The following is a 12,933-nucleotide window of genomic DNA, read 5'->3' on the forward strand; positions in this document are numbered from 1 at the left end:
TCACGCTAGTTGCGGCTTCGCGGCGCGCGCTTCTCGATTCCTGACCGGTCTGGTCACCTGTTTGGTGACGCACGGGGGCATGTCCGCGGTGTCGCGCGTGACCCGGCTGCGGTAGGTGCTGGGCGGCACCCCGACCAGCTCCGTGAAGCGGGTGCTGAACGTGCCCAGCGACGCGCACCCGACCGCGAAACAGACCTCGGTGACACTGAGATCGCCGCGGCGCAGCAGCGCCATGGCCCGCTCGATGCGGCGCGTCATCAGGTACGCGTACGGCGACTCGCCATACGCGAGGCGGAACTGGCGGCTGAGGTGCCCGGCCGACATGTTCACCCCGCGGGCCAGCGCCTCGACGTCCAGGGGTTGCGCGTACTCCCGGTCGATGCGGTCGCGGACGCGGCGCAGCAGCTTGAGGTCGCGCAGGTGCGGCGCGGGGGCGGATTTGCTGGCCACCTGCTGAATCATGCCACCCCGGCCCTGCGCTGCCGTGCCTCCGGCGTCACGGGAGCGTCAGCGGCACGGGTGCCTGGGTGCCGGAGGCGGCGTTGCGGGCCGAGGCGTACAGGTCCTCCCACGCCTTGCGGGCGGGCACGCGGCCGGGCACCGTGCGGCCGGCGATGGCGGCACTGACCAGGGCGGAGGAGAACGACGTCCCGCTCCACACCGCGTACCCGTTGAACTTCTCGGGCCGGCGTTCCGGCTTGGCCGGGCCGGAGCCGTCCGGGTCCTCCCACACCTGCACGGTGCCGTCCATGAACGTGCTCTCCAGGTCCTCCCCCGGCGCCAGCACGTCGATCCACGGGCCGTCCGGGGAGAACGGGGCGGGCCGGCCGTCGCCGCGGGCGCTGCTGGCGCCGACCGCGATGACGTCCGGCGCGGCGGCGGGCCATGCGGCCTTGCGCCGGTTGCCGTCGGGCAGGTAGCCGTGGTTGCCGGCCGCGGCGACCACGACGGTGTCCGGGTCGAGCCGGTCGAGCGCGGCGGAGAGCACCATCGGGCACTTTCCGTCCGCGGTGTAGCAGACGAACGACAGGTTGAGTACGTCGATGCCGGCGTCGCCCGCCTCGACGATCGCGCGGGCGGCGTCCCACACCGTGGCCGCGGCGTCCTTGTCGAGCACCGGGCGCACCTGCAGGGTGACGCCGGGGGCGTAGCGGCGGATCAGCCCGGCGATGAACGTGGCGTGGCCCTGCTCGGCGTGCACCGGGCGGCCGATCTCGGCGGGGCCGACCCAGAAGCCGCTGAGGTCGTCGTGCGCCACCATCCTCGTGTCGACCACCCCGACCTGCACGCCGGTAGGCCGGCGGGCGGGCAGCTGGTTCGCCCAGGCAGGGACGTCCTGCACGGCCCGCGGTGGCTTTCCGCCGCCGTGCGAGACCTCGCCGACGCCGCCGACGCCGCCGTCCGGGTTCTGCGCGCCGGGCACCCACCCGACCACGCGGTTCTTGCCGACCGTCGGGGTCCAGTTGCAGTACTGCGCGCCGAATCCGGCGCGCAGGTTCCACAGCACGCGGTCGAGGGGGTCGGCGTCCGCGGCGGGTTTTCCGAAGCCGTTGAAGACCGGGCCCGCGCCCTCGCTGTCGGCCCACCCTTCCAGGGCGGTGGCGAGGCCGGGCAGGTCGGTCACCGCGATCCGGGCCAGGCCCAGCGCCTCGCTGCGGTCGGCGCCCTCGACGTCGGCGTACAGGGGGCGGGAGTCGCCCGGCCGGTCGTCCCACTTACGGGCGACGTCGAACGCTCTGAGCACCGCATCCAGATGCGGCAGAGCCACGATTACCTCGTCCAGCCGTTGCTGCACCACCGTGATCAACCCTCCAGTACACCGAGCGTCCGCGCAGGGTCCAGGCTACTGACTGATGGGCGACCTGGCGTGATAAGTACTGTTTGTGACAGATCCCGGTGCGTATCATGCTGCCATCGCCTTCGCAGGACGGTGATGGCCGATGACCGCAGCTCCTGTGCTGCTCAGCCGGGCCGAAGCACCCTCGGCCGAGGCGATGCGGCTTGCCACGGTCCAGCCCGGCCACGCCCGCCGGCTCGCCATGGAGGCCGAACGCGCGGCCCTGCACACCGGTGACTGGGCCGACCTCAGCGTGGCCCGGCGGGCCCACGGCGTCGCCGCCATGCAGCTGCGCAACCTCGACGAGGCCATGACCCAGCTGCGCGGCTCCGTCTCCGCCGCCCGGCGCGCCGGGTCCGCCCAGCTGGCCGGCGAGGCACGGATGAGCCTGGCCTCGGCCCTGGCGCTGCGCGGGCGCGCCGGGCACGCGTTCCGGGAAATCGACGACGCCCTGCGGGAGCTCAGCGGAGTCTCCGCCGCCCGGGCCATGGTCCAGCGCTCCGCGATCCTGCAGGAGATGGGGCGCGTCGACGAGGCCCTGGACGCGGTACGCCCCGCGCTGCCGCTGCTGCGCCGCTTCGGCGACGCCCAGTGGGAGACCCGCGCGCTGAGCAACCGCAGCCTGCTGCACCTGGAACGGCGTGCGTTCGCCGCCGCCGAGGCGGACCTGATGACCGCGCTGGACCTGTGCGAGCGGCACGGCCTGGAGCTGCCCCGCGCGTACGTGGAACAGAACCTCGGCTGCCTCAAGGCCAGCAAGGGTGAGGTGCCCGCGGCGCTGGAGTTCTTCGAACGCGCCGAGCACCGCTACCGCGGCCTCGGCGTGGAGGTCAGCTCGCTGCTCGTCGACCGCGCCCGGGTCCTGCTGGCGGTACGGCTGGTCGGCGAGGCGCGGGCCGCCGCCGAGGCGGCGGTGCAGGCGTACTCCCGGCAGAAGCGGATCCACCTGCCCGAGGCGCGTCTACTGCTGTCCACCGTGGCCCTGGTCGAGGGTGACCTGCGCACCGCGGAGGAGGCTGCGAACCACGCCGCCCGCGAGTTCCGCCGCCAGGGCCGTCACCAGTGGCTGGCGCTGGCCCGGTACGCCCGGTTGCAGGCGCTGCTGGTCCGCGACCCCGCGCGGGTCACCGCGGGCCTGGCGCGCCGGTCGGCCGACGACCTGGCCGCGGCCGGGTGGGAGGTGCCCGCGCTGGAGGCCCGGGTCATGGCCGGCCGGCTCGCCCTCGAACGCCGCCGGCCCGGCACGGCCCGCCAGGACCTGACGCTGGCCAGCCGGGCCCGCACCGCCGGGCCCGCCGACGCCCGCGCCCGCGCCTGGCTCGCCGAGGCGCTGCTGCGTCGCGCGGGCGGCCACCGGTACGGCGCCCTGCGCGCCCTGTCGGCGGGCCTGCACATCCTTCAGGAGCATCAGGCGACGATGGGCGCCACCGAACTGCGCGCACACGTCTCCGCCCATCGCGGTGCGCTGGCCCGGCTCGGCGTGAGCATCTGCCTGGAGGCCGGCAACGCCCGCGGGGTCTACCAGTGGACCGAACGGGGCCGGGCCATCGCCGTACTGGTGCGCCCGGCCCACCCGCCGTCCGACCCGGTGCTGGCCCGCATGCTCGCCGACCTGCGCGCCACCATGACCGAGATCGAGCAGCACCGCGGCGCGGGCCGCCCCACCGCCGCCCTGGTGCAGCACCAGGTCGCCACGGAACGCCGGATCCGTGACCACTGCCGCAAGGCGGCCGCTCCCGGCACCGACGGCGGCGCCGCACCACCGGAGATCGACGAGCTGGCGGCGGTCCTGGGCCCGGCGGCGCTGATCGAGTACGTCGAGCTCGACGACGAACTGCACGCGGTCACCGTGGTCGACGGGCGGGCCCGGCTGACCCGGCTCGGCCCGCTCACCGAGATCCGCACCGGGCTGCGGCACCTGCCGTTTGCCCTGCACCGGATGGCCAGCGCCCGCACCCCGCAGCTCAGCGCGTCGTCGGCGACGTCCGTCCTCGACCACGTGCGGGAGGCCTTCGACCGAGTGCTCATGCAGCCGCTGGCCCGCATCGTCGGGGACCGGCCGCTGGTGGTGGTACCGACCGGGCTGCTGCAGTCGCTGCCCTGGTCGGTGCTGCCCTCGTGCGTGGGCCGTCCGGTCACGGTCGCGCCGTCGGCGGCGCGGTGGTACCGGTCGGCTCGGCGGCCCGCGATGTCGCCGTCACCGCGGGTGGTGGTGGTCGCCGGCCCGGGCCTGCCGGGGGCACGCGACGAGGCCGAGGCGGTCGCGCAGCTCTACCCCGGATCGGTACGGCTGTTCGACGAGTCCGCCGACGCGGGCCACGTGTCCACCGCGATGAGCGGGGCGGGGCTGGTGCATGTGGCGGCCCACGGTCACCTGCGCTCGGACAACCCGCTGTTCTCGGCGCTGCGGCTGGCCGACGGGCCGTACACGGTGTACGACCTGGAGCTGCTGCCGAGCCCGCCGCATCAGGTGGTGCTGGCGGCGTGTGACACCGGGCGTTCGCACGTGGTCGCCGGTGAGGAGGTGCTGGGGCTGACCGCGGCATTGCTCAGCCAGGGCACGGCGACCCTGGTGGCCCCGGTGGTGCCGGTACCGGACGGCGAGACCGCGCCGCTGATGCGGGCGTACCACGCCCAGTTGCGGGCGGGCCGCACGCCGGCCGAGGCCCTCGCGCACGCCCAGGAACGCACCCGGGCGGAGGGCATCCTGCCGTTGGCCGCGGCGGCCGGTTTCGTGTGCCTGGGCGCCGGGCTGCAGTGACTGGGGCTAGAAGCGCATCCAGCCGGTGACCAGGCGCGCGGCGTCGGCCTCCCAGCGCAGCCGGATCGGCTCGGCGGGCAGCTCGTCGAGGCTGAAGCAGCCCAGCTCGTCGACGTCGACGCTCGCGGTGTGCCCGTTGGCGCCCTCGACGGTGAGCTTGCCGGCCTGTGGTGGCATCACCTGGCCGACCACGACGTCGCCGCTGCGTTCCACCTGCACGGAGACGGACCGGCCCTCGAACAGCACGGTCCGATAGTTCTCCACGTCCGGGCCGCGCACCCCGGCCGGCTCCGTCTCCAGGACGGAGTCGAAGACGAGGCTGGCCAGTTCCAGCTCCTCGTCGATGGTGCGCCACGCGAACGCTGCCTCACCGGCCCGGCGCAATGCCGGGGTGAGGGGTTGCGCCGTCCGCAGCGCCGCTGCCAGATCCTGCAGCAGCAGCTCGTCATCGTTCCACGCTTGCGACGCCACGCCGACCACCTTCCTTGTCGTGCGACCCTTCCGGGTCGCGGTACCTCGCTATGGAAGAGCACTCCCGTAGCCGTTGCAGTGCCCGCGCACGGGTGGGACCGATGCTTCCGATCGCGATGCCCAGCCGCTGGCTGATCTCCGCGTACGGGATCGGCGGGTCGGCGACCAGCAGGAGCATCAGTTCCCGCTGGTGCTCGGGCAACTCGGCGAACGCGGTGAGCAGCGCCCGGTGCCGTTCGGACTCCAGGAGCCGTTCGTCCGGCTGGGCCGTGTCCGTCGCCTCGACGGCCCCGCGTTCGTCGGTGGGGTCGAACGGGCGCATGCGCTTGCTGTTGCGGATCAGCCGGAGGCATTCGTTGCGGGTCGTGGTGATGATCCACATTGGCAGGGCCTGCGGCTCCCGCAGTTTGCCGAGGTTCTCCACCAGGCGCAGCCACACGGTCTGGCCCACGTCCTCGGCGTCGCTGCCACGCAGCCGGTGATCGCGGATCACGGATGCCACCAGTGGGGTGTAGCGGGACACCAGGGACGCCCAGGCGGCGGAGTCGCCGCGCCCCGCGGCAGCCACCAGGGCGCCGATGGGATTCGCGTCGTCCATGCCCTTACCTCCTCGTTCACGAGGGCGGTCGACAAGGCTTCACATCCTATTGTCCCGTATGCCGGTTGCATGGCTTTGATCCCGGGTCAGCGGGTCGGCGCCGCGGCGCAGTGCGGGCGGCAGGCGCGCTGTCCCAGCGCGTCCAGGAAGACCTCGCGCACATCGCGGGGATCACGCGCCACGTACGAGGCACCCCCGGTCGCCGCACTGATCTTGCGAAGCGCCTGGACGTCGCTGTCCGGGCCGAGCGCGACCGTGATCACGGGTACGGGACGCCCGCCGCGCTGCCCGGCCCGCAGCTGGGTCAGCAACTGCGCACGGCTCAGGCCGTGCCGGTCGTCGTTGGCCCCGTCCGTGATCAGCACGACCGCGTTGACCCGGCTCGGGTCCCAGCCCCGCCGTACGGCCTGCACGGCCGCCAGCGTCGTGTCGTACAGCCCGGTGTTGCCGCCCGGGATCGGGTGGACCTTGCTGAACGCGTCCACCAGCCGGAACCGGTTGCCGGTGCCGTCGGCGCCGTCGGCCAACGGGCCCACCGGGACCAGTTCGCGATAGTCGGTGGTGGGGGTCAGATCCGTGGCGAAGATCCACAGTCCGGCCTCGGTGCTGTCCGGGTACAGCGCCAGGCCCCGCGCCGCCGCGTCCTTCGCCAGGTCCATCCGGGTGGCCCCGGGCATGCCCGCGACCGCACGCCCCATCGACCCGGACACGTCCAGCACGGCCAGCAGCCGCGCGTCGCGCCGTACCGTGTCGAGCATACGGTCGACCTGCTGCAGGGCCGCGTCGTCCACCGGCGTGGCCGGGACCGGGCCGGGCTCGCCCCAGCCGCCCACCGCCGCGGCGGCCTGGCCGGAGACGTCGCGGAACCCTGCGGCCCGGAACTGCTCCTGGCCCGCCTCGCCGCGCAGCGCGTCGAACAGCAGTCCCGCGATCTGCTGGCGGTAGCCGTCCAGCGTGAGCACGGTGAACGGGTAGTCGAAGTCGAATCCGCCGCGCCGCGGATACAGCGCCACCAGCGGGTTCGGCCCGCCGCGCGCGGCCCACGCCGCCTGCTCGGTCATCGGGGCCGCGGCGTGGCCGGCGGTCAGCGCCGCCGGGCTCAGCGCGGCCGCCTCCGCGTCCGGCTCGGCCGTGCGCAGCACACCGGTCAGCGCGGCCCGGGCGTCGGCCCGCTGCGCGAGCGCGCCCTGCAGCGACAGTACGGCGCCGGCCGTGGCCGCCGACCGGCGTGCGGGCAGCCGCAGCGGCACCGGCCGGGCCCCGCCCGCGGCGGCGACCAGATCGTCCAGGGACGGCCGTGCGCCGGTGAACCGGGCGGCGACGTCCGGGGCGACCGCGAAGACCATCGGGCTGGTCGCGACGGAGCGGGCCGGGTCCGGCCTGCCGACGACGCCGGCGCCGAGCCGGCGCAGCACGACGCCGGACTCCGGGATCCACACGTCCGGCGGGCGGGTGCTCGCGCGGGTCACCGCGTCGGCCACCTCGTCCGAGGCCCGGGCGCTCACGGCGATCTCGAAGCAGCCGGACCGGCCCGCGACGCGGACCAGCCGCCGGCTGATCTCGCCCACCACGCCCGCGATGTCCGGGGCCGCGGCCACCTGCAGCACCGGGCGCGGCGACGTGCACCCGGAAGCGCCCTGCCCGGCCCGGGTCACCGCGAACACCCCGGCCAGCACCACCGGTACGGACACCGCGGCGTACAGCCGGGGGCCGCGCCACCAGCTCCGGCGCCCGGTGGGGCGGGGCTCTGCGTTCATCCGAGGTCTCCTTGCTCACGGACTGCGCCTGCGGGCCAGGCATCCGATGAGCAAGATGGCTGAACTCAGGCATTGATACATCCGGCCGCGGGTGCGCCCGGGAAACACCCCGGGGCCCGGACATCGGTGTGTCCGGGCCCCGGGCCGTCGAGCGGTCGTGTGCGGCTCAGTCGGGAAACAGTGCGTGCATGGCGCTGATCGACTCGGGCCCGTAACCGACCGAACCGACCGGTACCGCGTCACCGACCGCCTCGATGACCTTGGCGGTCCACACCGGCCCGAACCCGCCGCACAGCTCGATCAGCTGCACCCCGTCGGCGACCAGGGCGCGGGCGGCCGCCACACCCTGCTCAGGGCTGCTCACCCCCACCATCACCCCGTCGAAGCGGTCGCTGCGGATCGATGCGCGATGCTGCTGCGGATCGAGCCCGGCGCCGGTGACGATGAACCCGAAACGTTCCAGTGGCATCCAGTTCTCCCTGTGTGCTCAGCTCCGTGTGATCAGCCCTGCGCGGCAACGGCGATCTCGGCGACCTGGGTCAGCGTCACGTCCGGCGGGACGTCGGCCGGGTCGACCGCGATGTCGAAGGCGTCCTCCAGATCCGCCAGCAGGATCGCGCTCACCAGCGACGTCATCCCGTACACCGCCAGCGGTGCGTCGCCGTCCAGCGACTCGGGGGCGACGCCCAGCGTGTCGCCGAGATGGGTACGCAGCCACGCTACGACCGCCTCGGCGGACACTGCGGGATTTCCGTCCGGCGCGGCCACCGCGGCGCCCAGCTCACGCGGCTTCACGAGGCCACCTCGCCAGCACCGGCAGCTTGCCCTGCGACAGGTGGGCCGCGCACTCACCGCGGCGCACCTTTCCGCTGGTCGTCCGGGGCACCTTGCCCCGCGGCACCAGCACGATCCCGGTGGCCACCGGCAGGTGCTCCGCAACCGCCCGCGCCGCCGCCACGGTCAGCGCGTGCGCCTCCGAGTCGGTCACGTCGCGGGCCACCTCGGCCACCACGGTCACCGAGTCCGTCCCGCTCGTACCGAACGCTGCCGCGATGCCGCCGGCCAGCAACGGATCCGCGGCCTGCACGAGGCGTTCGAAATCGTGCGGGTAGTAGTTCGCCCCGCGGATGATCACCACGTCCTTGAGCCGGCCGGTGACGAACAGCTCCGCGCCTTCCAGGAACCCCAGGTCCCCGGTACGCAGCCAGCCGCGCCCCGGCTCGTCGGCCAGCTCGGCCGCGAAGATCTCCCGGCTGCTCTCCTCCTGGCCCCAGTACCCGGTGCCGTTGCTCGGCGAGTCCACCCAGATCTCCCCGACCGTGCCGGGACGGCACCGCCGGAACGTGATCGGGTCGACGATCGCCACCTCGACCTCCGCGACCGGGCCACCGCAGCCCACCACCTCGGCCGCCGCGGCGTCGGGACCGGCGGCGCTGGCCAGCGCGTGCGCCAGCTCCTCCCGGTCGAAGCGGCCCACCTTCAGCGGCTCCCCGGCCCGCCCGCCACTGACGAACAGCGTCGACTCGGCCAGGCCGTACCCGGCGGTCGGGGCCGTGGCGGGCAGGCCGCTGTCGGCGAACGCCTCCGTGAACGCCCGCATCGTGTCCGCGCGCACCGGCTCGGCGCCGCTGAGCGCCACCCGCCAGCCACTGAGGTCCAGCTCGCGGCGCACCTCCGGGCCGATCCGGGCGGCGCACAGCGCGTACGCGAAGTCCGGCGCCGGGGAGATCACGTCGCGGCGCCCGGAGATCGCCCGCAACCACCGTTCCGGGCGCACCATGAACGTCTCCGGCGCCATCACGACGGCCTCGCCGCGCACGTACACCGGCTGCAGCAGCCCCGCGCACAACCCCATGTCGTGGTAGACCGGCAGCCAGCTGACCACCGTGGACTGCGACGTGATCCGCAGGTGCTCCGCGATGATCCGCTGGTTGGCGATCATCGCCCCGTGGGTGATCACGACACCGCGCGGCGCGGCGGTCGAACCCGACGTGTACTGCAGGAACGCCACCTCGGCCGGGTCCACCCACTGCGGTACGGCAATCGGGTCGGTCGTCTCGTGCGGCTCCGCGGCGACCAGGTGCATCCGGCGCAGCACCGGCTCGCCCGCCGCGACCTGCGCCAGCGCGTCCACCACCGCGCCGGGCACCACGGCCGCGGCCGGGGCGGCGTCCGCGCAGATCGCCAGCAGTCGGTCCAGCCGGTTCGCCCGCTTGCCGGTGGCGGCCGAACGCAGCCCGGCGGGCCGGATCGGCGGCACCGGCACGGCCACCAGGTCGCCGTACAGGCAGGCCAGGAACGCCACGTGGAAACGCAGGTCCGGCATCGCGGGCACCAGCACCCGGTCGCCGGGCACGGCCACCGCGCGCAGGTCCGTGGCCAGCGCCCGGGCCTGCCGGTCCAGCTCGGCCCAGGTCAGCACCTCGGCGGTCTGCCCGTCACGGTCCAGGGCGGTGAGCACGGTGCGATCCGGGTTCCGTACCGCCTCCTCGTGCACGGTGGCCGGCAGCGACCGGATCAGCGTCGACGGGCGGGCGGCCGGTGCCGCCACGACGGGTCGGGTGAACGTGTCACTGGTCATCGTTGAGGTTCCTTCCGAATGCTTCGGTGGTTGGCGGTTCGGCCGGTCCGGCTGACACAGCCGGCCGGTGCGGGTACGAGCACGTCGTCGGGACGCTGGCTGGGCACCACCGGCACCCGCACCGGGTAGTCCCCGGTGAGGCAGCCGGTGCAGAACTTCCCGGCAGGCGCCCCGACCGCGCCGAGCAGCTGGTCCAGCGGCAGGTAGGCGAGGCTGTCCACGCCCAGCTCGTCACGGATCGCGGACAGCGTCGAAATGCCCGCCGCCAGTTCCCCGTGGCTGCCCACGTCGATGCCGAGCGGGCACGGCCAGCGCCACGGCGGCGAGGCGATCCGCAGGTGCACCTCCGCGGCGCCCGCCGCCCGCAGCTGGGCGGTGACCGCCCGGGTGGTGGTGCCCCGGACCAGCGAGTCGTCGACCACGACGAGCCGCTTGCCGCGGATCAGCTCCGGGATCAGCCGGAACTTCGAGGCCGCCCGCCGCTCCCGTTCCCCCTGCGCCGCGGCCAGGAACGAGCGGCCCAGCGCGCGGTCGCGCACCAGCCCCTCGCCGTACGGCAGTCCGCTGTGTGCCGCGTACCCCTGAGCGGCCGGGATCGCCGAGTCCGGCAGGGGCAGCACGAGCACCTCCCGTTCCGGACGGTTCTCGTCGCTCGGGAGCGGGGCGTGGGCGGCGAGTGCCGCACCGGCACGCCACCGGGTGAGGTACACGGACCGGTCGTACAGATGCCCGTCGGGGCGGCTGAAATACACGAATTCGAAAAGGCACAGCCGGTGCTGCACGCTGCCGGCCGGGAACGGGTGCACCGAGCGGATCCCGGCCGCGTCCGCGATCACCACCTCGCCCGGTTCCACCTCGCGGACGAACTCGGCATCCATCTCGGCCAGCGCCGGGGTCTCCGAGGCGAACACCCAGCCGTCGCGGCTGCGGCCCAGGCAGAGCGGCCGCAGGCCCTTGGGGTCGCGCAGGCCGTACAGGCGGGTGCCGTCGGTCAGCACGAACGAGTACGCGCCGGTGAGCTTCGGCAGCAGGGCGCACAGCGCGTCCTCGAAGGAGCCGCCCCCCGCGAGCGCCTCCGCGAGCAGCGTCGCCACGGTCAGGCTGTCACTGGCGCCCGGTTCCAGCTCGCTGCCGTCGGCGGGCTGCGGCGCACCGACCAGGTTGCCGTTGTGGGCCAGCGCGAACCAGACCGGCCCCACCTGCCGCTCGATCGGCTGGATGTTGCCCTCGCCCAGGCCGCCGGCCGTGGCATACCGGACGTGACCGACCGCGACGTCGCCGCGCAGCGCGTCGACGTCCGCCCGGGCCAAGGCCTCGCGCACCGGGCCGGGCCCGGCGACCCTCCCGGTACGGCAGCCCCGCGCCCCGGCCACGATCCCCGCACTCTGGTCGCCGCGGTGCTGCAGCGCGCCGAGCCCGCCGTACGCCCGCACCGCCACCGCGGGATCGGCCACCCCGCCGCGGAGGCCGCCGCCGGGGGCGCCGGCCGTGGCGGGGTCGGCGGCGATCACGCCGACCACCCCGCACGCGTCCCGGGGCCGGGCGTGGCCGTCCGCGGGCACCAGCGCGCCGCCGCTAGGCATCCAGGTCCCCCGAGGCCAGCAGCTCGGCGAACGCCGCGAGCGTCGGCACGATGTGCGTGGCACACGCGAGCACGGCGAGGTTCTGGCGCATCTCGGTAATCGCGACGACGCGGCGGCCCGACTGGTGTGCCGCGTACATCTCCACCGCGGTGCCCATGCTGGCCTCGTGTCCGGGCAGCCACGCCACGCAGACGTCCGCGGCGGCGGCCAGCCCGACCAGATCGTGGAACGTGGTGACCAGGCGGGTGACCGGCGGGGCCAGTGCGGTGCTGGTGAGCACCGGCGTGGCGGCCAGCTCGCCGTGGCTGCGGCGCAGGTCGTCGGCGTCCGCCGACAGCCATTGCGCCATCAGCTCACCCGGGTCGAACACGGTCGCTTGTGGATGGTGCGCGAGGATCAGGTCGCGCAGCTGACCCCGGTACGACTGGTCGGCCGTGTCGTTGCCGTTGCGGGAGCCCTGCATGAGCCCGGCAAGGAAAAAGGATGTCATTCGTCCTCCAGCGAGTACGCCGCGATGTCAAGGTCTGCCGGGGCCACCCGGCGGTAGATGTCCACGCCGCCGAGCACGAAGTCGACGAGCTCACGGGTGCTGACCGCGAGCGTGCCGGCCATCGCGCCGAGCACGGCGTCGAAGTCGCGCCGGCCGTGCCGCGCCCACCGGCCGTCGTTGTCGCGGGTCAGCAGGTCCTGCGCGCGGACCGGCGCGCCGCCGGCCAGCGGGTACACCAGCTCATGCATACCCAGGTCGCGGTCGACCACCCGGACGGAAAGGTTGTTCTGTTCCGGGTGCAGCAGCAGCGGGCGCACCACCTCGGCAGGCGGTGGCACCGCACCGAGCACCCGGTCGGTCGCGAACGTGAACATCCGCGACACCACGTGGTGCCCGCGCCGCGGGCTGAACCGGGTGTACTCCAGGCGCAGCCGGTTGCGCTCCGGCGTCCACACCGCCCGGACCCGGCCCGGCGCGGACCCGCCCTGCGCCGTGGTCCGCAACGGCGCCGCCTCCTGCACCGCCGTCACGGTCCCGTTCGGACCGGCGTCGGCCCGCCGCAGCCGCAGCGGCTCCAGGTGCAGCAGGTACGGGTCGTACACGTCCATGCCGTCGGCGGTGGTGGTCACCGCGGCCACGTGCCGCCCGTCGACCAGGTACCGCACCGGGCCCAGGCCCGACTCCTCCAGGCGGCGGCCCACCTCGAAGGTCTGCCACACGCAGGACAGCCCGTACACGGACGGGGCGGGCGCGTCGCCGTAATACTCGTAGTACTGCGACACGCTGCAGTACGGCACGTCGAAGATCACGTCGGCGAGCGGTCCGGCGGTCGCCTTGTCGGTGACGGTCATGGCG

General features: G+C 74.4%; 12 protein-coding genes. 1 reads left to right on the top strand and 11 read right to left on the bottom strand.

The genetic code is table 11. The features are described 5' to 3' along the window. Both ACMCNK_RS05415 and ACMCNK_RS05420 read right to left on the bottom strand, forming a co-directional pair. The gene (locus ACMCNK_RS05415) at window positions 1–450 is read right to left on the bottom strand and encodes a helix-turn-helix transcriptional regulator (RefSeq protein WP_412735294.1); all 450 of its coding nucleotides are present in this window, start codon (window positions 448–450) and stop codon (window positions 1–3) included. 46 nt (window positions 451–496) lie between these two features. Beyond that, the gene (locus ACMCNK_RS05420) at window positions 497–1,798 is read right to left on the bottom strand and encodes a S8 family peptidase (RefSeq protein ID WP_412740754.1); all 1,302 of its coding nucleotides are present in this window, start codon (window positions 1,796–1,798) and stop codon (window positions 497–499) included. Between the two features lie 142 nt (window positions 1,799–1,940). Between ACMCNK_RS05420 and ACMCNK_RS05425 the strand changes: the two genes are divergently transcribed. After that, window positions 1,941–4,598 carry a CHAT domain-containing protein gene (locus ACMCNK_RS05425; RefSeq protein WP_412735295.1) on the top strand — a complete coding sequence of 886 codons (2,658 nt, stop codon included), beginning with the start codon at window positions 1,941–1,943 and terminating at the stop codon, window positions 4,596–4,598. A gap of 6 nt (window positions 4,599–4,604) precedes the next feature. On the opposite strand, the gene ACMCNK_RS05430 is transcribed toward ACMCNK_RS05425, so the two are convergent. The 9 genes from ACMCNK_RS05430 to ACMCNK_RS05470 form a co-directional block, all read right to left on the bottom strand. After that, window positions 4,605–5,069, bottom strand: coding sequence for a hypothetical protein (locus ACMCNK_RS05430; protein WP_412735296.1), 465 nt, complete (start codon window positions 5,067–5,069; stop codon window positions 4,605–4,607). Next, window positions 5,044–5,667, bottom strand: a complete 624-nt coding sequence (locus tag ACMCNK_RS05435; protein ID WP_412735297.1) for an RNA polymerase sigma factor — start codon at window positions 5,665–5,667, stop codon at window positions 5,044–5,046. Before ACMCNK_RS05435 ends, ACMCNK_RS05430 begins: the two co-directional genes overlap by 26 nt. Before the next feature lie 86 nt (window positions 5,668–5,753). Continuing rightward, a complete protein-coding gene (locus tag ACMCNK_RS05440) occupies window positions 5,754–7,424 on the bottom strand; it encodes a substrate-binding domain-containing protein (protein ID WP_412735298.1) in 1,671 nt (556 codons plus the stop codon). 166 nt (window positions 7,425–7,590) lie between these two features. Continuing rightward, complete coding sequence (locus ACMCNK_RS05445) at window positions 7,591–7,893, bottom strand: DUF6506 family protein (RefSeq protein WP_412735299.1); 303 nt, start codon at window positions 7,891–7,893, stop codon at window positions 7,591–7,593. A gap of 32 nt (window positions 7,894–7,925) precedes the next feature. Beyond that, window positions 7,926–8,219, bottom strand: a complete 294-nt coding sequence (locus ACMCNK_RS05450; protein ID WP_412735300.1) for an acyl carrier protein — start codon at window positions 8,217–8,219, stop codon at window positions 7,926–7,928. Beyond that, on the bottom strand, window positions 8,206–10,005 hold the full coding sequence (locus ACMCNK_RS05455) for a fatty acyl-AMP ligase (RefSeq protein WP_412735301.1): 1,800 nt from the start codon (window positions 10,003–10,005) through the stop codon (window positions 8,206–8,208). Before ACMCNK_RS05455 ends, ACMCNK_RS05450 begins: the two co-directional genes overlap by 14 nt. Further along, entirely contained in the window at window positions 10,002–11,588 is a 1,587-nt protein-coding gene (locus ACMCNK_RS05460; RefSeq protein ID WP_412735302.1) for an amidophosphoribosyltransferase, read from the bottom strand. The genes ACMCNK_RS05455 and ACMCNK_RS05460 overlap by 4 nt, the downstream gene beginning before the upstream one ends. Further along, window positions 11,581–12,078, bottom strand: a complete 498-nt coding sequence (locus tag ACMCNK_RS05465; protein WP_412735303.1) for a hypothetical protein — start codon at window positions 12,076–12,078, stop codon at window positions 11,581–11,583. The genes ACMCNK_RS05460 and ACMCNK_RS05465 overlap by 8 nt, the downstream gene beginning before the upstream one ends. Next, window positions 12,075–12,929, bottom strand: a complete 855-nt coding sequence (locus tag ACMCNK_RS05470; protein WP_412735304.1) for a hypothetical protein — start codon at window positions 12,927–12,929, stop codon at window positions 12,075–12,077. Before ACMCNK_RS05470 ends, ACMCNK_RS05465 begins: the two co-directional genes overlap by 4 nt. Window positions 12,930–12,933 lie beyond the last annotated feature (4 nt).

This window comes from Krasilnikovia sp. MM14-A1259 (assembly GCF_047159535.1).
Lineage (GTDB): Bacteria > Actinomycetota > Actinomycetes > Mycobacteriales > Micromonosporaceae > Actinoplanes.

Bases quoted from the DNA above. Each gene is read 5' to 3' on its own strand.
- ACMCNK_RS05425 (WP_412735295.1), top strand. From the start codon at position 1,941: ATGACCGCAGCTCCTGTGCTGCTCAGCCGGGCCGAAGCACCCTCGGCC.
- ACMCNK_RS05435 (WP_412735297.1), bottom strand. From the start codon at position 5,667: ATGGACGACGCGAATCCCATCGGCGCCCTGGTGGCTGCCGCGGGGCGC.
- ACMCNK_RS05440 (WP_412735298.1), bottom strand. From the start codon at position 7,424: ATGAACGCAGAGCCCCGCCCCACCGGGCGCCGGAGCTGGTGGCGCGGC.
- ACMCNK_RS05445 (WP_412735299.1), bottom strand. From the start codon at position 7,893: ATGCCACTGGAACGTTTCGGGTTCATCGTCACCGGCGCCGGGCTCGAT.
- ACMCNK_RS05455 (WP_412735301.1), bottom strand. From the start codon at position 10,005: ATGACCAGTGACACGTTCACCCGACCCGTCGTGGCGGCACCGGCCGCC.
- ACMCNK_RS05460 (WP_412735302.1), bottom strand. From the start codon at position 11,588: ATGCCTAGCGGCGGCGCGCTGGTGCCCGCGGACGGCCACGCCCGGCCC.
- ACMCNK_RS05465 (WP_412735303.1), bottom strand. From the start codon at position 12,078: ATGACATCCTTTTTCCTTGCCGGGCTCATGCAGGGCTCCCGCAACGGC.
- ACMCNK_RS05470 (WP_412735304.1), bottom strand. From the start codon at position 12,929: ATGACCGTCACCGACAAGGCGACCGCCGGACCGCTCGCCGACGTGATC.